The organism is Tenacibaculum ovolyticum DSM 18103 (genome assembly GCF_000430545.1).
Classification (GTDB): Bacteria; Bacteroidota; Bacteroidia; order Flavobacteriales; family Flavobacteriaceae; genus Polaribacter; species Polaribacter ovolyticus.
The window spans coordinates 21,353-40,079 of sequence record NZ_AUMF01000009.1; the positions used below are offsets into that span (position 1 = coordinate 21,353).

Below are 18,727 nucleotides of genomic sequence, written 5' to 3' on the forward strand. Positions count from 1 at the left end.
TTTTTCACATCTATTTTTTCTTATAAACAATTCCATTTTTCATAACAAAAACAACATTTTTCATTGTATGTATATTTTTGGTTGGGTCTTCATTAACTGCTATAATATCAGCAAAAAAATCTTTTTTAACCTGGCCTACTTCATTTTCCATTTTTAAAATTTCAGCATTTGTAATAGTTGCCGCCTGTATAGTTTCCATAGCTGGCATGCCCACTTCTACCATATAACCAAATTCTTTTCCGTTATTTCCATGCTTAAAAACTCCTGCATCTGTACCAAAAGCAATACCCACTCCTTTTTTATATGCCCTTGCAAATGTTCCTTGAATTTGTGGACCAACCGCTAATGCTTTTGGTACAACAATATCTGGATAAAATCCTTTTACTTTAGCTTTCTCTTCAACTTCTTTTCCTGCTGTAATGGTAGGGACTAAAAAAGCATTATGCTTTTTCATCAATTCCATTGTCTCATCACTCATATAAGTACCATGTTCAATCGTTTTTACTCCACCAATAATTGCACGTCTCATTCCTTCATCACCATGTGCATGAGCAGCAACATGCATACCATAATCTTTAGCAGTGTTACAAATAGCTTTTATCTCTTCTATAGTAAATTGTGGATTATCACCAGATTTAGCAACACTTAACACTCCTCCTGTAGCAGTAATCTTAATACAATCTGCGCCATTTTTATAACGTTGACGTACTGCTTTTTTAGCATCCTCTACACTATTAACTACCCCTTCTTTTGGTCCAGGATTTCCTACTAACTTTCTACTACTACCATTTGTTGGATCTGCATGACCTCCCGTAGTTGCTAATGATTTTCCTGCTGTAAAAACTCTTGGCCCAGGTATTTTTCCTGAAGCAATTGCCTTTGCTATTGAAATATTTACACCACTCCCACCTAAATCTCTTACTGTTGTAAACCCATTTAACAACGTTGTTTTAGCAAAACCAACAGAATTAAAAGCAATATCTGCTTCATTTAAAGTATATCTATTCAATCTTGTTTTTCTATCAAACTCTTGTTCTATGTGCACATGCATATCAATCAATCCAGGCATCACAACTTTATCTCGTAAATCAATTGTTTTTGACGTTTTATCTCTAGGCATTATATAACCATCAAAAACCTTTTTAATTTTATTTTCTTTAACTACAATGGTTTTTTCAGATTGAATTTTCCCTGACTTTGTATCTATTAACTTTCCACATAAAATATATGTATTCTGACCAAAAGAATAGGTTACAACTAATAAAAAAACAAGTAAAAAATTGATTTTCTTCATTATAAAAAATTTAATTAGAACTATAAATGTATGAAAAAATTGAGTAGATTGCTTCTTTAATTTATCCTATTAAATGAAGAATATTGTAATTACAGGAACCAGTAGAGGTATTGGTTTTGAATTAGCACAACAGTTTGCTAACGAAGGGCATAACGTTTTAGCATTATCGAGAAATACTGAGCCTTTAAAAAAAATAAATCATAAGAATATTACTACAATATCTGTTGACTTATCTAATAATGAAGATTTAAAAAAAGCAACTACTTTCATTAAAAAAGAATGGAAAACTGTAGATATTTTAATAAACAATGCAGGAAAACTAATTAACAAACCTTTTACTGATTTAACAACAATTGATTTTGAAGAAGTATATAAAGTAAATGTTTTTGCTGTTGCTGAATTAACAAGACAATTAATTCCGTTTTTTACAAAAGGAAGTCATGTAGTTACCGTTAGTTCTATGGGAGGAATTCAAGGAAGTATGAAATTTCCTGGTTTAGCTGCTTACAGTTCTGCTAAAGGAGCTGTTATAACATTATCTGAATTATTAGCTGAAGAATACAAAGAGCAACAAATAGCATTCAACGTTTTAGCTTTAGGTGCTGTGCAAACCGAAATGCTAGAAGAAGCTTTCCCTGGTTATGTAGCTCCTTTATCTGCTAAAGAAATGGCTAATTACATTTTTGAATTTTCATTAACAGGAAACAAATTTTATAACGGAAAAGTATTACAAGTATCTAGTTCTACTCCATAAAACAATCTATATTTTTCTTTGTACAAAACACTTATAAAATATATTCCAGAAAAAGCAATTCCATTAGTTGAGTATTTAATTAATGAGCATAAGATTAATCTTAAAATTGTAAATCAACGGCAAACCAAACATGGTGATTTTCGGACTTTTCCGAACGGACAAACACAAATTACGGTTAACAATAATCTAAATGAATATCAGTTCTTATTAACTCTAGTTCATGAAATCGCGCACCATGTTACGCATAAAAAATTTGGAAGAGTACAACCCCATGGTAAACATTGGAAAACAGTTTTTCAACACTTAATGCTACCTTTTTTACGACCAGACATTTACCCTAATGAAATTCTTCCTTACCTAGCTAATTATTTTAAAAATCCTAAAGCAAGTACTGATACCGATGTTAATTTATCTTTAGCTTTACGAGGTGGAAAAGCTGAAAGTGGAAAAAGCTTTATATTTGAGATACCAAACGGAACTGTATTTCAATTTAAAGATACATTATATAAAAGAGGTAATAAACGTAGAACTCGTTATGAATGTTTAAATTTAATGAACAATCAAGTGTATCTTTTTAATCAAAATGCAGAAGTGAAGCTAGCAGCTTCAAACATATAAATAAAACTCCTAACTTTTAGGAATTATAATTAACTATTATGAATAAGAACTATTACGCAGTAATTATGGCAGGTGGTGTTGGTTCAAGATTTTGGCCAGTAAGTACCGAAGAATACCCTAAACAATTTCATGATATGTTAGGTACAGGTGAATCACTAATTCAACGTACTTTTAACAGAATTAATCAATTAATACCATCAGAAAACATATTAATTGCCACTAATGAACGTTATGAAAAGTTAGTCTTAGAGCAACTTCCAAAAACCACAAGAAAGCAATTATTATTAGAACCTACAATGCGTAACACCGCCCCTTGTATTTTATATGCTGCTTTAAAAATTCATAATCAGAATTCAGATGCTGTAATGCTAGTTGCTCCATCTGATCATTGGATTGAAAACGAAACTGAATTTTTAAAAAATATTAAAACGTCTTTTGAGGCATCTGCTAATAATGATAATTTAATGACTTTAGGTATTCAACCCAATTCACCTAATACAGGTTATGGATACATTAAATTTGAAGAAAACTCTTCAGATATAAAAAAGGTTAAGAATTTTACTGAAAAACCTAATCTTGAAACTGCTAAACAATTTTTAACTAGTGGTGATTACTTATGGAATGCGGGTATTTTTATTTGGTCAACTAAAAGTATATTAAATGCTTTTGAAAAACATTTACCTAAAATGTTAAACGTTTTAGATGACGGAAACAATGTTTACAATACTGACTTTGAAGACGATTTTATAAAAAATAATTATGCCAAATGTGAAAACATTTCTATTGATTACGGAATTATGGAACGTTCTAACAACGTACATATTTTACCTGTAGATTTTGGGTGGAATGATTTAGGAACCTGGGGATCTTTGTATAATAAATTAAATAAAGACTCACAAGAAAATGCCGTTGTTGGTGCTGAAACTATTTTTAGGGATGCTAACGGAAATATGATTCGTACTGAAAGCGGTAAAAAAGTAATCGTTCAAGGTTTGAATGATTATATTATTGTAGAAAAAGGTGATACACTTTTAATTTGTCCTCGAAAAGATGAGCAAGATATTAAACAAATTAGTGCAGCAGCTAAAAAAACATTTTAGAGATCAGTATAATTACTTATATTTTAATTGAAACATTTTAAGGAATGTCTGGCTGAGCGCAGTCGAAATCTATTTTTAACAGGTTAATAGTTCTCGAAACTACGTTTGCGACTTTCAATCAAATTGTTATTTGATTTCAGTAATACTCGAACTGACAACAAGAATTACGATACTCTGGTTAAATAAGCTTTATTTACAACCATTTTATATCTGAATTGGTATTAAAAAGAAAACGAAGCTAAAAGGCTTCGTTTTCTTTTTAATACTTCTTTATAATAGCTTCAAAGAAAGTATAATAATCCTTTGGCATATAAGCCCCCTTTTTCTTCCCTAAAACATCTCCGGCAGTGTTTATCATAACCACTGTAGGAAAAGCATATACTCTATACTTATGTTGCAATTTACTATTTACCTTTTTTGCTTCTGAAGAAACAAGATATCTACTTCTAGGAAAATCGGCTTTATAAAGTACTAAATTTGCCGCTGAAAAATCTTTAAATTTATCAGCATGAAATAATGTTCTATCTACTTGCTTACATGGTGGGCACCAATCTGAGCCTGTAAAGAAAATTAAAATAGGTTTATTCTCATTTTTAGCCTTTTCAATAGCTACATCAAAAGATGTTTCCCATTTTACACTTTCTTTCTCTTTAGCCATATTCGTTTCTTGTGAAAAAGAAACACTACATACTAGACACAAGATTAAATTTAAAACAAAATTTCTCATTATATTTATTTTTTTTCAATTTATGTTATTCAAAAATAATACCAATATAATAGCACTACCTATTTATACTATTGACTATTAATTCATCAAATAATTCTCCTTTATGCAAAAACTCACTTTTAATTGAGATATATGATACATCTTCAACCTTACCTTCTAAACGCATATAATCTTTTTCAGTAGTCACTATTATTTTATTCGATTGTGGTAGTTCTTGAAATTCTTTTTCAATTTTCTTTATATCACTTTCAGTAAAATCATAATGATCTGGATACTTTAAGTGCTTATAATTAATTTCGTTTTTATCCAAATACTGTAATAATGAATTTGGGTTTGCAATTCCTGTAACCAACAACACTTCTTTTTCTTTTAAATCAGAAACTGTAAGTTCTGAATCTATTCCTTTTAAATTCTCATCATAAGAAATTGTAGTAAAAAATAATTGTTGATTTGTTTTAAGCTGCATCTTATCTCTTACTTCTTCTTTTCCTATTTCTGATAAATCTTCAGGACATTTAGTAACTACTATTATATTTGCACGGTCAGCCCCTCTTTTACTCTCTCTTAAATTACCTACAGGCAAAATAAAATCATTTGTATACAAATCATCGTACTTTGTTAATAAAATATAATGACTCGCCTTAACTTTTCTATGCTGATAAGCATCATCTAATAAAACTATTTGTGGTGCTACTTTTCTTTTTAATAACTCTTCAATTCCGTTGGTTCTATTTGCATCAACAGCAACCGTAACTACCTTTTTAAATTTTTTATAAAATTGCAAAGGCTCATCACCAACATCTGTGGCAGAATGATTATCGTTTACAACTTGAAACCCTTTTGTTTTTCGTTTATAACCACGACTTAAAACTGCAACTTTGTAATCGTCTTTTAATAATCTAATTAAATATTCTATTTGTGGTGATTTTCCTGTTCCTCCTACACTTAAATTTCCAACTGCAATAACAGGAATATTAAAAGAGGTTGATTTTAAAATACCTGTATCAAAAAACTTATTACGAACTGTAGTTATAATATCGTATACAATAGCAAACGGAAACAATAAAAATCGAAGTAATTTCATTGTATCAAAAGTAAAAATTATTTCGATAACGCAACCTAAATCAAGCAATCTTTAAAACTTAATAGATTTTATTGTCATTTTTCGTCGTAATAACAAGTTTTAGTAACTTTGAAGTATCTTTATAAACTATAAAAATGCAAATAAAAGACGTTACAAATTATATTGAAAAACTAGCTCCGCTATCTTATGCTGAAGATTTTGATAATGTAGGATTACTTATAGGAAGTTATACTACAGAAATAACTGGAGTTTTAGTTACTCTTGATACTTTAGAAGAAACAATTGATGAAGCTATTGCCAAAAAGTGTAATTTAATTGTAAGTTTTCACCCGATTGTTTTTAGTGGTTTAAAAAAAATAAATGGAAACAACTATGTTGAAAGAGTTGTATTAAAAGCTATCCAAAATAATATTGCAATTTACGCTACTCATACAGCTTTAGATAATGTGAATAATGGGGTTTCTGCTAAAATGTGTGAAGTTTTAGGTTTACAAAATTGTAAAACATTAATTCCTAAAAAAGGAATTATAAAAAAACTCACCACCTATGTTCCATTAGCCAACGCTGATAATTTACGAACAAACCTTTTTGAAGCTGGTGCTGGTAATATTGGTAATTATAGTAATTGCTCGTTTAATGTTTCTGGAAAAGGGAGTTATTTAGGCAATGAAAAATCGAATCCGACAATAGGAGAAAAAGGAAAGTTCATGTTTGAAGAAGAAACATGTATATCAGTAACTTTTAATAGTTATTTGGAAGGAAAGATACTTAAAACATTATTTGAATCTCACCCATATGAAGAAGTCGCTTATGAAATAGTTACTCTTGATAATAGCAATCAAAATATAGGTATGGGAATGATTGGTGAGTTTACAACACCAATGAAAGAAAAAGATTTTTTAACTTTCGTAAAGAAAACATTTAAAACTGACTGTGTTAGATATTCTGAATTATTAGATAAACCTATTAAAAATGTTGCTGTTTTAGGTGGCTCTGGTAGCTTTGCTATAAAAAACGCTATAAATATGAATGCAGATGCTTATATTAGTGCTGATTTTAAATATCATGAGTTTTTTAAAGCTGAAAAAAGAATATTACTTACAGATGTTGGACATTATGAAAGTGAACAGTTTACAAAAAATCTTTTGATTGATTATCTTCGTAAAAAATTTAGTACTTTTGCAATTATTTTAAGTGAAAAAAGTACAAATCCAATACACTATATATAACAGATGGCAAAAAAAGAAGTAACGGTAGAAGAAAAATTAAGAGCGTTATACGATTTACAGTTAATCGATTCTAGAATTGACGAAATCAGAAACGTTCGTGGTGAATTACCTTTAGAAGTTGAAGATTTAGAAGATGAAGTTGCCGGATTAAACACAAGACTTTCTAAGTTAAAAGAAGAATCTAGTAGTTTAGATACTGATATTAGTAATAAAAAATTAGCAATTACAGAATCTAAAACATTAATTGCTAAATACGAAGAACAACAAAAAAATGTTCGTAACAATCGTGAATTTGACTCTTTAACAAAAGAAATTGAATTTCAAGAATTAGAAATTGAATTATCTGAAAAGAGAATTAAAGAATTTAAAGTTAAAATAGCTCAGAAGAACGAAGTTATTGACGGTAGTAAAAATAAATTGAAAAAGCAAGAAAGTCATTTAACTCACAAGAAGAATGAGCTTGATGCTATTTTAAAAGAAACTGAAAAAGAAGAAAAGTTACTAAAAGAAAAATCAGTAGAGTATGCAGAATCTATTGACGATCATTTATTAGCTGCTTATAATAGAATTCGTTCTAAAGTAAGAAATGGTTTAGCTGTTGTTGCTATTGAACGTGGTGCTGCTGGTGGTTCTTTCTTTACAATTCCACCTCAAGTACAGTTAGAAATTGCTAACCGTAAGAAAATTACAATAGATGAGCATAGTGGTCGTATATTAATTGACGCTGCTTTAGCACAAGAAGAAAAAGAAAAGATAGACAACTTATTTGTATAGTACTCTTTTCATTTCAAGATATAAAAAAAGCTCTCGTTTTCGAGAGCTTTTTTATTGCCATATTTTTTTTATCAACTATTCTTTTTTAGAACTAAGAAATCCTACTGCAATAAATCTATTATCTTCAAATTTAGTTGAACTAGACTGCACTTTGGTTACTCCATGAACTGTTTCTGAGGCAAAAGCTAACAACAAATTATCTTCGAAATCAATTGTAAAAACAGGTTCAGTATCAGGGTTACTTGATGAATTCTTTCCGTCAAACACTTCAAGATCTCCACCCAAAAACACCTTAGGAACGCTATTAAAATAATATAGAATTGAAATATCGTATAACCCATTCGTTGAATCTGAATGTGGGTTTCCATAATGACCATCTGGACAGTTAACAAATGTTAATTGAATATCTGAAGTAGTAAACGATTTAATATTTAATGCTTCCAATAAAGATGGAAGTTGTTTAATAATGCTTTTACTCAATTTTTTATATGCTTTTTGAGTAAGACTAGTTTTTACCTTATTAACTTTATCTGAACTTAAATCTAAAAATCTTGTAGCTTTAATATCTGGTAAAAGTGGGTTATAATTTTTAAACTCATCTTGCTCTACACATACAGCTTTATACAAAGCATCTCTTTCATTTACAGGTAAGAAATTTGGAACAGAGACTACTTTTATAGACTTTGATACAAACACTCTTAAATCCCCTTGTTTCTCTTCTTTAAATTGATTATCATTATTTAATGATTCCATAGTAAGTTCTTTTATTGCAAAATATATTTTATGCTCTTTTCAGTAAGTCATAAAGTAAATCTCAAAGACAAAAAAACTCGAACCATATGATTCGAGTTTTTTTATTTTTAATAATTAAATTAATAATTTAACTTTTTAATATAGCTCAACTTTGTTTTCCAAACGTCTAACTGATCTTTAAATTCTTGAATTCCTTTACGAACGTTTATAACTAAAGGGTTATCATCTTTAGCGTTTGAGAAAAAACCTAGGTTGTTTTCTAATTGCTGCATATCTTTAACCGTTTCATCTATTTTTTTACGAATAAAATACTGTTCGTTATCTAGTTTTTTATGGTCTTCTTGTGCTAAGTATGATTCTACAACATTTTTAAACTTCATCATTTCAATGTCGCTTTTACTCATGTTTAAGTTTCCTAAATGGGCATCAACAGCTTTATTAAATTTCTCTTCTAAATGACGTCCGTTTCTTGGCAATACTCCTATTGCTCTCCACTTAGTAATACGTTCTTTAATATCCTCTAAAGTTAAGTTTTCAGAAACCTTCATTTCTTCTACAAACTCTTTTTTTGCCTCTACAATTGCTAATTGTTCTTTATTCTGCTCATTTTTCTGAGCATGTAATCTATCAAAGTAGTAATTACAAGCACTTTTAAAACGCTTCCAAATATCATCAGAAAATTTTCTTGGCACATGTCCTATCTTTTTCCAATCAGATTGTATACGTTTCATTGTATTCGTTGCCTCTTGCCAATCTTCGCTATCCTTTATACTTTCGGCAAGCTCAATCAATGCAATTTTACTTTTTAAATTGTCATTCTGCGTACTTTTTTCTCCTTTATAAAAAACATTTTTTGAGCTGTTAAACTTTTTAGTTGCACTTTTAAATTGCTGCCAAACTGCTTCGCTTTTATTATATGGTAACTTACCTATGTCAAAATATTTTTTACGTAATTTTTCTAACTCTACAATACTATTTTGCCAGTCGTTATGTGATTTATTATTTGATGTATCAAATGCATTAATTTCAGCGACTACAGCCAACTTAGCTTCAATCATTTCTTGATACTTAGATTTTAACTCTTTAAAGTACTGATGACGTTTATCATGTATTTTTTTTGTAGCTTCACTAAACTTATCCCATACATCTTCTCTGTGCTCTTTACCTACAGGTCCAATTTCTTCTTTCCATAAACGGTGTAAGTCTTGTAAATCTTTAAATGCTATATTTACATCAGTAACTTCATTTAAAGCTTCTGCACGGCTAATAAGTTTTAACTTTTCTTCTAAATTATGTTTAAAGTCTAGTTCTCTAAAATCTTTATTTAAATGTAATAAATCATAAAAACGCTCTACATGATGATGGTATATTTTCCATGTATCATTATATTTCGTTTTTGGTACCGCCCCAATTGTTCTCCACTTTTTTTGAATTTCTTGAAACTCATTATACATGGTTTTAGGATCAGCATTTATAATTAATGCTTTTAACTCATCAATTAATCCATTTCTTTTATCTAAATTTTCTTTTAACTGCTTTTCTAACTGACCATAATAAGCATCTCTTTTTGCTTTATACTCACCTAATAACTTATTGTATTCTGATTTTATAGGGCTAGAAAATTGAAAATCGATAGAATTTCCTCCTTCTGCTAAAAATGCTTCTTTTTTTTCGGCTAATAATGCTCCGAATTTGGTATTAAATGCATTCTTAAGAGAATCTACATTCGCTTTTAATTGTTGTATTTGGTGATTTCCTAATAACTTTCTTAATTCATCTACCAATGTTTCCAACTCCATAGCAGCATAATCAAGCATTTTAATTTCATGCTTTTCATCTACCTTTTCAGCTTCATTAGCTACTTCATTCTCTACTTCACTCACTGCTTTATAAGTTTCTTTACTTACTACAGCAGTTTCTTCAGTAATTGGTTGTTGTAATTTTTCTTCGTTATTTTCTAACATATCTACAATGTTTAAGTTCCTATTTAGTTTAGTTATAGTTTATAAAGATACGGATTCTTATAGAATACCAAATTTTATTTTTAAATTACATTTACTATTTATCATTCCATATTTTCCAAGCTTTTTCTGCTTGTTGTTCTAACATCTCTAGCCCATTTTTTACTGTCGCTCCATTTTCTTTTCCTTTTCTTAAAAAAGAGGTTTCAGCTGGGTTATATATTAAATCGAATAATAAATGTTTTTTTGATATAAATTGATAAGGTATATCAGGACAGTCATTAATATTAGGGTGTGTACCTAAAGGAGTACAATTAATTATTACATGATGAGATGCTATAAGCTCATTATTTAAATCTTTGTATGAGATTTGTTTCTTATCTACTGGGGTTCTCGAAACAAATTTATATTTAATCTTCATTTTTTTTAACACAAAGGCTACTGCTTTTGAAGCACCACCTGTACCTAAAATTAAGGCTCTTTTATGATGTTCTTTTAATAATGGTTTTAAGGATTTTTTAAAGCCATAAACATCAGTATTAAATCCTTTTAACTTTCCTTTTTTAGATATTTTTATAGTGTTTACAGCTCCTACTTTTTGTGCTGTTTTATCTATCTTATCTAAATAATTAAAGACGTCTAATTTATAAGGGATAGTTACATTTATTCCTTTTAAATCTTTTTTGTAATCTTCGATCTTTAAAGAAAGTTCTTTTATTGATTGAATATCGAAGTTAATATACTCGCTATTTTCAAGTTCTAATTCTTTAAATTTTTCAGTAAAATATCCCTTTGAAAATGAATAGGAAATATTTTTTCCTACTAAAGCATAAACATGTTTATTTTCTTTTTTTCCCATAAAAATCTATTATTAAAATTAAAACAATACCAAAAACAATAAAACCAATAGAAATCCAAGTTTCTCTCAATGAAAAATCAGGAATAAATCGTTCATAATTTTCAACAATTTTATTTCCTTTTTGATCAAATAAAAACGACTCGTTGTTTACTTTATAAATTGTTTTTTTCCAAGGCCAAACAATCCCCAAAGAACCTGTAATAAAACCAATTATAAGGGCTGTAACTATTTGATTCCATCTTTTTAAAACATAACCTAGAACATGTGACATAGATACTAATCCAAAGGCCGATCCTAAAGTAAAAATTGTTATAATTTTTAAATACCTAATTTTCACTTGATCTTTTAACACCTCAAAATCACCAGATAAAAGACTGGTTACAACACTACCCAATACATTAACACTATCAACGAGTAATAGCACATAATTCCCTAATAATATTAAAATAAAGGAACCTGAAAAACCAGGTAAGGTCATTCCTGAAACTCCAATAATACCACAAATAAAAACAAACCATAGGTTATCGTTTTCTTTTGCAGGCGTCATAAAACTAATCATTACTCCTAAAGAAACTCCAATTATTAAAGCCATCATATTCTTAGGCCTCCAATCATTAAAATCTTTTGATATGTAATAAATTGAACCGATAATCATTCCAAAAAACCACGCCCAAACATATAATTCATAATTTTTTAAAAAATAGTCTAAAATTAAAGAAATACTAAAGTAACTAAACATACTCCCTAACATGACTAGGACTAAGAAAGGTAGATTAATATATTCAGCAAAACTTTTAAACCGTCCTTTAAAAAGTAACTTAAAGGCTTTTCTATTTATTCTTTGAAAAGAAAAAATAAGTTCTTTGTAAAACCCCATTACAAATGCAACCATACCACCAGAAACTCCTGGTACTTTATTCGCTGCCCCCATAACTAACCCCTTAAAGAAAAGAGTTGTTTTTTGTAATGGTGTACGCTTGTTATACATTTTATTAAATAATTATGAGTCTTAAAATATGCTGTTTTATTTTTTTACAGCCAATTTTTCGAGCACTAAAATTAATGCAAATCCAGCAACTATTAATAAAGAAGCATAAATAAATTTTGGATCACCTTCATACGCAAAAGGCGACACTGATAACTCATTAAAAGGTACCTGCTCTCCATGAGAATTTGTTCTAAATGTTAATACTTTTTTCCATGGCCATATTTTGTTTAATGAACCAATAATAAAGCCTGTTAAAACAGCTAGGGTATAATTTTTATAATTTGCAAACAAGTATTTTAAAATTCGAGAAAAAGATAACAAACCTAAAATCGCACCTAAACCTACTGCAGCTATCGTAGTAAAATCTCTATTATTTATTGCAGCTAATACAGGTTTGTAAGCTCCTAAAAGCACTAAAATAAAAGAGCCTGAAATGCCTGGTAAAATCATTGCACATATAGCTATTGCACCAGCAAAAAACATAAAGAGTGTTGATGAATTTTCTGATACCATAGGATTTAAGGTAGTTATATAATACGCTAAAACGGCTCCAAAAAAGAGTAATACCAAAGCTATATAGTTCCATCGTGTAATTTGTTTCGCTATATAAATAACACTCGCTAAAACTAAACCAAAGAAAAAAGACCACAATAATATCGGGTGACTTACTAATAGCCATGAAATTACTTTTGCTAAAGAAACAATACTTATAAAAATCCCGATAAAAAGTGATGCTAAAAAATTACCGTTTAATTGTTTCCAAGCAGCTTTTAATCCATCCTTTTTTAAAGTTTTAAACAAACTTAAATTAACATTACTAATTGAACTTAGCAATTCTTCATAAATACCCGAAATAAAAGCGATCGTTCCTCCAGAAACACCAGGAACTACATCGGCAGCTCCCATTGCCATTCCTTTTAGCATGATTACTGCATATTCTTTATTTGTTCTGTTCATCTAATTCTTTTTTTGCTTTTGTTTTAAACTTTATTAACTTATTTTTTTTAAGTTTTAAAGTGTCTTTTTTTATTTTTTTACTTTTTTTCTTCAGACCTATTTTTTTACCAAGCTCAGATAAATTATTAAAATTAACTTGATATGAAAGACCAATACCTTGTGTATATCCTTCTTCTTCTGTTGAATATTGCACCTCATTTTGTCGGTTAAAGACATTAGCTCTTAGGTTACCTTCTTCATTTAATAACACCTCTACCTTTAGCTCACCAACAACACTTGTTTGTGTATTTGCACCTACAGGCACCCCTAATTTACCATTTACTAGCACTCTATCACCAAATTGTGTTGAAACAGAAAAATCTACTTGGTCATCAGACCTTAAATCATTCACATCTCCATTATCCCCTTGCGTATATCCTAATCCAAGTTGAAATTTATTCCCTTTACTATTTAACATGTTAGTTAAAATACTTGATGCTATTTCTGATGCTGTACCTGTTAAACCTGATGCTGCACTATTACCAATAGCATCTTCATTATAAAAAGTACCAAAAGCTAGTAAAAACGAGAAGTGTTGCATTTTCGTATTCAAATCATTTCCGTTTAAAATAAATTCTAATTCTGAAGCAACTGTTGAGTTTGCATTCGGAATTTTTATATCAAACTCTTGTTTTGAATTAAATAAACCTCCTGTAATCTTTGTATATAAATCAATTGGAATTTTTCGATTCGAATTAATATTATCTAGTAATTGTGCTGGATTTGCTTTTGTTCTATATATTGCTGTTAAAGCTAATTCTGCATTATATGGATCTCCGTTCCAAGAAATTGAACCTCCTTTTTGAACAATAAATGGTTTAGATATTCCTGCATATTTAAAATTGTATAATCCTTTGTCAATTTCAAAATCACCGTACATTTTAAACTTTCCAAGTGTGTTTATATCTATTCGTAAATTTCCTTCTCCACTTCCTTTTAACTCACTTCCTGAAACTTTATCAATTACCACTTGGGCTACTGCATCTTTTGTTACTTCTAAATTTATTTTTAAATCTAAACCTTTAATATCTTTTACGTATTTATTTAACTCTTCATCTTCTGGTTTACCTGTTTTAAAACGTATTAACTTGTAATTATCTATTGTTTTTACATCATTTAAAGGTATTACAAACACAGTTCCTTTATTTGTTTTACCTTCAATGACAATATCTAAATTATTGGTAAGCCCCCTAATTTCTGCATTTCCATCTAAAAAGCCAGTTCCATAATACGATGACTCCTCTGATTCTTTAGTATCTAAAACCAATAAATTTTCGGTATCAATATCTAATTTAAGATACCATTCTTTAAAGTTTTGATGTGCTATATAACCTGATAAAACTCCTTGCGTATTATGTTTTGTATCTTCTAAAAGAATATTACCTAACTTAAACTGTTGTTTATCTAAAACGATACTTGTATTACCTTTTAAATCAAAATCAATATTTAAATACGGAAAAGTTAAACCTGCTTCTTCAAAATTTAATACTCCTTGAAAATCAGGATTATTTAAAAATCCTTTTGCAGTAAAACTTCCTGTAACCTTACCTCTAAGTTTATTTAAAACATTTTCTCCTAATGGGCTAAATGCTGCGATTTCATATTCCTTCAAAAACACGTTCAAATCAACCGTTGGTCTCTTTCCTGAAAAATCTACTCCACCTGTCGCAGAAATATTTTTCGCTTTTTCACTAATTAAAGAAAGGTTAACATCATATTTTTTATAAGAGTTATCCCCTGTAATATTTAATGCTAAATCTCCTTGAGAAAAATCGTTTATTTGAAATTCTTCAATTAATAAATTTCCTTTTGGCTCTAATTTTACACCTTCTTGTTTAAAATCTACAACCCCACTTAAATCTCCTTTTAAATTTAAATTATCTATAAGAGGTAAAAAACTTTCTAATTTTACTTTATTAAAATTAGCTTGTAAATCTTTATAAGTACTGTCTCTAACAATTCCTTTGAATTTAATTTTTTGCTTTCCTGATTCAAATACAAATGGACTTATTGCAAAATTATTTTTCTTTAAATCAAGTACTACTTTATGATTCTTGTCTTGTTTTTTATTTATAACCCAATCAAATCCTTTATAATTAAGTGTTGACTTTTGAATACCTACAACCGATTTTTGTAATTCGTTAATTGTATAATAAAAATCTAAATTAAAGCTTTCTGAATAGTCTTTACCTCCTTTAAAAACCGATTTAAAATACAGTGTATCATTTTGGGTTCTGTTTAATAGGTTTAACTTTTCTATATTATAATACTTCGTATTAATTTTACTTGCTGTTAAATGCGTATTATATAATGGATTCTTAGTATCCATCCTTAACACTACATTTTCTATAACATTTTTATACGCTTCTACTTCTGGAGATGTAAAAGTTAATTTTAATGCTTTTTTATCTGAATTAATTCTTCCTTTTAATCTTGTGCTATTACCAATAGATATTTCTGGTAAGAAAACATCTATAATTTTATTATAGATAGAAAAATCAAATTCTAAGAACTGATTTGGAGCTACCTCATGTGGTCGATAATTTGTATAAACGCTTCCTAATGCGTTTTGCGTAATTGGTATTAATTCATTAAAACTAAACTTACCTTTTAATTCTCCTTTAACAATGTCTTCTGAATTAACTTCTATTGTCTTTATACTGTCTTTTACTGATGATTTTATCTCAAATTTTTTAAATAAATAATCTTGTTTTTGATTTGTATATACTAAGTTTTTAAATGTTGCTTTACCTACAATATCATCAAACGTATTTCCTGAAATGTTTAAATTAATATTCCCTTTTAATTCAGCAATACTGTCACGAGTAAAAAGATTCGTCTTTTTTAAATCAACCTTAGCAATATTTGCTATAAAATCAAATTTATTTACTGCTGATGAGAAATCGGCTAAACCTTCAAACTTCAATTTAAAGTTATCATCTTCCGAAATTAATAAGCCATCAAATTTTTTGTTCTGAAACTGACCATTAACGTTTAAATCCTTGTAATCATATTTATTAAAACCTAAGCTACTAACTTTTCCTATAATAACTGTATTTACATTATTCACATTAAATCCACTACCATTTACATCAGCTTTTAATGAAATTTTTCCTAAAAGCGGATCGTTTGCAAATATTCCTAAATCAAAGTTTTTAAACTCAACTTCTCCTGTATAAGTCGCTTCATCAATAGTATCAATATTTGTTAACTGAAGATCAGAAATTGTAGTACCAATTTCTGAATTTACTGAAACAGTAGCATCCATCTGCTCAGGCGTTACTCTTACAATTCCTTGAAGCGTAAAATTACCCAATCGCTGAAATTCTGACGGTAATGTTCTACCCAATAAATTTGGAAATACATTTTTTAATTGAAAATAATTTGCCGTAACATTATCTAAATCTGCATCAAAAACAAAACCTCTACTTGTTTTAATAGCATTAACAAACCCCATGTTTCCAATAATCTTCATTCCTTTTTTAGAATGAATTTTAATATTATCAGCACTAAAATTATTTAAAACACCATTAATATTTCCTGTAAAGTATAAAATATCGTTTCCACTTAATTCCTTGTAAAGCTTTGTTAAATCTTTTATTGAGAGTGCGCTTTTTAAAAACGAAGCCTTAATATTTACTTTATCATTAAAATGAATTAGGTCTTTTCGTTTATATGTTAACTTTATATCACCTTCTACTTTCGAATCATTATCTGTTTCTAATGTTGTTTTATAAAATTGCATATATTTTTTGGTATACACAAAGTTTGTAGATAAATTAGTTACATGAATACCTCTATTCTCTGTAAAAGACATTTCTCTTAATTTAAGAGCAACATCGGGTCCTTTTATTGAAAAATCGAGTAAAGTTCCACTTGCACTATATGCTGCAAATTGCAATGGTTCTTTTTTATTTTCATCAAGTAATTTATATGTTAAATTAGTAAGTGTAATCTTATCACTGTTTAAAAGAAAAGGTACTGACAAACTATCTTTTGGTTTATCGCTATTAAAACTCTCAATAAAAATAGATAAATTATCATTCTTCTCTCCTTTATAAGTTTTCATATTAAAATAAGTTCCGGCTAAGGAAGCCTCTCCCAAATTAACATTATTATCTAATACACGTTTTGCATTTAATAGAGAAGTACTTAAGTTTTGAACAAAAATAAGCGTATCGTTATGATGGTCTCTAATTTCAATTTCTTTTAATTGAACACTTAATAACCAAGATAAATCGACTCTCTTTACAACAATGTTAGTGTTGTATTCTTTATTTAGCCAATTAGTTGCTTGTTCTGCTAGTTTACTTTGAACAACAGGTAGTGATAATAAAATAATAAGCAAGAGTAAAAAAAGCAGCAAGTACTTTAACCATTTCCATATTATTTTAACTATTTTTCTGATGATCTCCTTTATCTTTACTGACTAACAAATGTAATCAGCTAACTGCAAAAATGTTGCCTTATTTTAAAGAAATATCAATTTTAACGAAATTCTAACGCAATATCAATATTTTTGCAACTTAAGACCATATATTTTGAGTAAAAAAAACAGTTATATATTAGGAATAGAAAGCTCTTGTGATGATACAAGTGCTTCGGTAATTTATAATGGTAAAGTATTAAGTAATGTTGTTGCGAACCAAGAGATACATGCTAAATACGGTGGTGTTGTACCAGAATTAGCTTCACGAGCACATCAACAAAACATTGTTCCTGTAGTACAGCAGGCTATTGAACAAGCAAACATTACTAAACACGATTTAAATGCTATTGCATTTACACGTGGCCCTGGTTTAATGGGCTCGTTATTAGTAGGTACTTCTTTTGCTAAATCTTTAGCTTTAGGGTTAAACATTCCGCTAATAGATATAAATCATATGCAAGCGCATATTTTAGCTCATTTTATTGATGAAGAAGACTCTAAAAAACCTCCTTTTCCATTTGTATGTTTAACCATTAGCGGAGGACACACTCAAATTGTTAAGGTTACCAATCATTTTGAAATGGAAATCTTAGGAGAGACCATTGATGATGCCGTTGGTGAAGCTTTTGATAAATCTGCCAAAATATTAGGTTTACCTTATCCTGGTGGTCCTTTAATTGATAAGTATGCACAATTAGGAAATCCTAAAGCATTTCAATTTACAAAACCAAAAGTAGGTGATTTACAATTTAGTTTTAGTGGCTTAAAAACAGGTATTTTACGTTTTATACAGCGTAATGTAAAAGAAAACCCTGATTTCATTAAAGAAAATCTACATGATATTTGTGCTTCTATTCAGCATACTATTGTTGAAATATTAATGGAAAAATTAAAAAATACCGTTAAACAAACCAATATAAAACATATAGCTATTGCTGGTGGAGTTTCTGCAAATTCTGAGATTAGAAAACGTTTAGCTCTAGCTGAAAAGCACTGGGGATGGACAACCTATGTTCCAAAATTTGAATACACCACCGATAACGCTGCAATGATTGCCATTTCTGGTTATTTAAAATATTTAATTAATGATTATTCTAACATTTCAGTTACTGCTAAAGCACGATTAAAAGTTACTGAATAACGCTTTATAAAACCACCCTA

The 18,727-nt window shown here is 28.9% G+C and carries 15 protein-coding genes; 6 read left to right on the forward strand and 9 right to left on the reverse strand.

What is annotated here, in order from left to right; all coding sequences use genetic code 11:
* Positions 1-10: 10 nt before the first annotated feature.
* A complete protein-coding gene (locus H518_RS0101355; protein ID WP_028887407.1) occupies positions 11-1,294 on the reverse strand; it encodes a metal-dependent hydrolase family protein in 1,284 nt (427 codons plus the stop codon).
* 73 nt (positions 1,295-1,367) lie between these two features.
* On the opposite strand from H518_RS0101355, the gene H518_RS0101360 reads away from it, so the two are divergent.
* Genes H518_RS0101360 through H518_RS0101370 form a run of 3 tightly spaced genes read left to right on the forward strand, consistent with a single transcriptional unit; the run spans position 1,368 to position 3,766 of the window.
* Positions 1,368-2,048, forward strand: a complete 681-nt coding sequence (locus H518_RS0101360; RefSeq protein ID WP_028887408.1) for an SDR family NAD(P)-dependent oxidoreductase — start codon at positions 1,368-1,370, stop codon at positions 2,046-2,048.
* Between the two features lie 18 nt (positions 2,049-2,066).
* Positions 2,067-2,666, forward strand: coding sequence for a SprT-like domain-containing protein (locus H518_RS0101365; protein ID WP_028887409.1), 600 nt, complete (start codon positions 2,067-2,069; stop codon positions 2,664-2,666).
* Positions 2,667-2,704: 38 nt separating this feature from the next.
* Positions 2,705-3,766 (forward strand): mannose-1-phosphate guanylyltransferase, encoded by a 1,062-nt coding sequence (locus tag H518_RS0101370; RefSeq protein WP_028887410.1) that lies wholly within the window; start codon positions 2,705-2,707, stop codon positions 3,764-3,766.
* Between the two features lie 259 nt (positions 3,767-4,025).
* On the opposite strand, the gene H518_RS19005 is transcribed toward H518_RS0101370, so the two are convergent.
* Positions 4,026-4,424, reverse strand: a complete 399-nt coding sequence (locus H518_RS19005) for a thioredoxin family protein (protein WP_051263625.1) — start codon at positions 4,422-4,424, stop codon at positions 4,026-4,028.
* Positions 4,425-4,548: 124 nt separating this feature from the next.
* Positions 4,549-5,577: a tetraacyldisaccharide 4'-kinase gene (gene lpxK / locus H518_RS0101380; protein WP_028887411.1), complete on the reverse strand. Its 1,029-nt coding sequence runs from the start codon at positions 5,575-5,577 to the stop codon at positions 4,549-4,551.
* A 134-nt stretch (positions 5,578-5,711) separates the two neighbouring features.
* Here lpxK and H518_RS0101385 point away from each other — a divergent pair, with 134 nt between their 5' ends.
* The gene (locus tag H518_RS0101385; protein ID WP_028887412.1) at positions 5,712-6,806 is read left to right on the forward strand and encodes a Nif3-like dinuclear metal center hexameric protein; all 1,095 of its coding nucleotides are present in this window, start codon (positions 5,712-5,714) and stop codon (positions 6,804-6,806) included.
* 3 nt (positions 6,807-6,809) lie between these two features.
* Positions 6,810-7,580 carry a zinc ribbon domain-containing protein gene (locus H518_RS0101390; RefSeq protein ID WP_028887413.1) on the forward strand — a complete coding sequence of 257 codons (771 nt, stop codon included), beginning with the start codon at positions 6,810-6,812 and terminating at the stop codon, positions 7,578-7,580.
* A 75-nt stretch (positions 7,581-7,655) separates the two neighbouring features.
* Here H518_RS0101390 and H518_RS0101395 read toward each other — a convergent pair whose 3' ends face one another.
* The 6 genes from H518_RS0101395 to H518_RS0101420 all read right to left on the reverse strand — a co-directional run bounded on the left by H518_RS0101395 (position 7,656) and on the right by H518_RS0101420 (position 17,485).
* On the reverse strand, positions 7,656-8,333 hold the full coding sequence (locus H518_RS0101395) for a 2OG-Fe(II) oxygenase (RefSeq protein ID WP_028887414.1): 678 nt from the start codon (positions 8,331-8,333) through the stop codon (positions 7,656-7,658).
* A gap of 119 nt (positions 8,334-8,452) precedes the next feature.
* Entirely contained in the window at positions 8,453-10,297 is a 1,845-nt protein-coding gene (locus H518_RS0101400) for a DUF349 domain-containing protein (RefSeq protein WP_028887415.1), read from the reverse strand.
* 94 nt (positions 10,298-10,391) lie between these two features.
* A complete protein-coding gene (locus tag H518_RS0101405; RefSeq protein ID WP_028887416.1) occupies positions 10,392-11,153 on the reverse strand; it encodes a shikimate dehydrogenase family protein in 762 nt (253 codons plus the stop codon).
* Positions 11,134-12,141 (reverse strand): DUF368 domain-containing protein, encoded by a 1,008-nt coding sequence (locus H518_RS0101410; protein WP_028887417.1) that lies wholly within the window; start codon positions 12,139-12,141, stop codon positions 11,134-11,136. Before H518_RS0101410 ends, H518_RS0101405 begins: the two co-directional genes overlap by 20 nt.
* Before the next feature lie 36 nt (positions 12,142-12,177).
* Positions 12,178-13,098, reverse strand: a complete 921-nt coding sequence (locus tag H518_RS0101415) for a DUF368 domain-containing protein (protein WP_028887418.1) — start codon at positions 13,096-13,098, stop codon at positions 12,178-12,180.
* Positions 13,082-17,485 (reverse strand): translocation/assembly module TamB domain-containing protein, encoded by a 4,404-nt coding sequence (locus tag H518_RS0101420; protein WP_240472482.1) that lies wholly within the window; start codon positions 17,483-17,485, stop codon positions 13,082-13,084. Before H518_RS0101420 ends, H518_RS0101415 begins: the two co-directional genes overlap by 17 nt.
* Before the next feature lie 193 nt (positions 17,486-17,678).
* On the opposite strand from H518_RS0101420, the gene tsaD reads away from it, so the two are divergent.
* Positions 17,679-18,707 carry a tRNA (adenosine(37)-N6)-threonylcarbamoyltransferase complex transferase subunit TsaD gene (gene tsaD, locus H518_RS0101425; protein ID WP_028887420.1) on the forward strand — a complete coding sequence of 343 codons (1,029 nt, stop codon included), beginning with the start codon at positions 17,679-17,681 and terminating at the stop codon, positions 18,705-18,707.
* The last annotated feature ends 20 nt before the right edge of the window (positions 18,708-18,727 follow it).

Coding starts and splice junctions, on each gene's coding strand:
- H518_RS0101355 (WP_028887407.1), bottom strand. CDS start 1,294: ATGAAGAAAATCAATTTTTTACTTGTTTTTTTATTAGTTGTAACCTAT.
- H518_RS0101360 (WP_028887408.1), top strand. CDS start 1,368: ATGAAGAATATTGTAATTACAGGAACCAGTAGAGGTATTGGTTTTGAA.
- H518_RS0101370 (WP_028887410.1), top strand. CDS start 2,705: ATGAATAAGAACTATTACGCAGTAATTATGGCAGGTGGTGTTGGTTCA.
- H518_RS19005 (WP_051263625.1), bottom strand. CDS start 4,424: ATGGCTAAAGAGAAAGAAAGTGTAAAATGGGAAACATCTTTTGATGTA.
- lpxK (WP_028887411.1), bottom strand. CDS start 5,577: ATGAAATTACTTCGATTTTTATTGTTTCCGTTTGCTATTGTATACGAT.
- H518_RS0101385 (WP_028887412.1), top strand. CDS start 5,712: ATGCAAATAAAAGACGTTACAAATTATATTGAAAAACTAGCTCCGCTA.
- H518_RS0101390 (WP_028887413.1), top strand. CDS start 6,810: ATGGCAAAAAAAGAAGTAACGGTAGAAGAAAAATTAAGAGCGTTATAC.
- H518_RS0101395 (WP_028887414.1), bottom strand. CDS start 8,333: ATGGAATCATTAAATAATGATAATCAATTTAAAGAAGAGAAACAAGGG.
- H518_RS0101400 (WP_028887415.1), bottom strand. CDS start 10,297: ATGTTAGAAAATAACGAAGAAAAATTACAACAACCAATTACTGAAGAA.
- H518_RS0101405 (WP_028887416.1), bottom strand. CDS start 11,153: ATGGGAAAAAAAGAAAATAAACATGTTTATGCTTTAGTAGGAAAAAAT.
- H518_RS0101410 (WP_028887417.1), bottom strand. CDS start 12,141: ATGTATAACAAGCGTACACCATTACAAAAAACAACTCTTTTCTTTAAG.
- H518_RS0101415 (WP_028887418.1), bottom strand. CDS start 13,098: ATGAACAGAACAAATAAAGAATATGCAGTAATCATGCTAAAAGGAATG.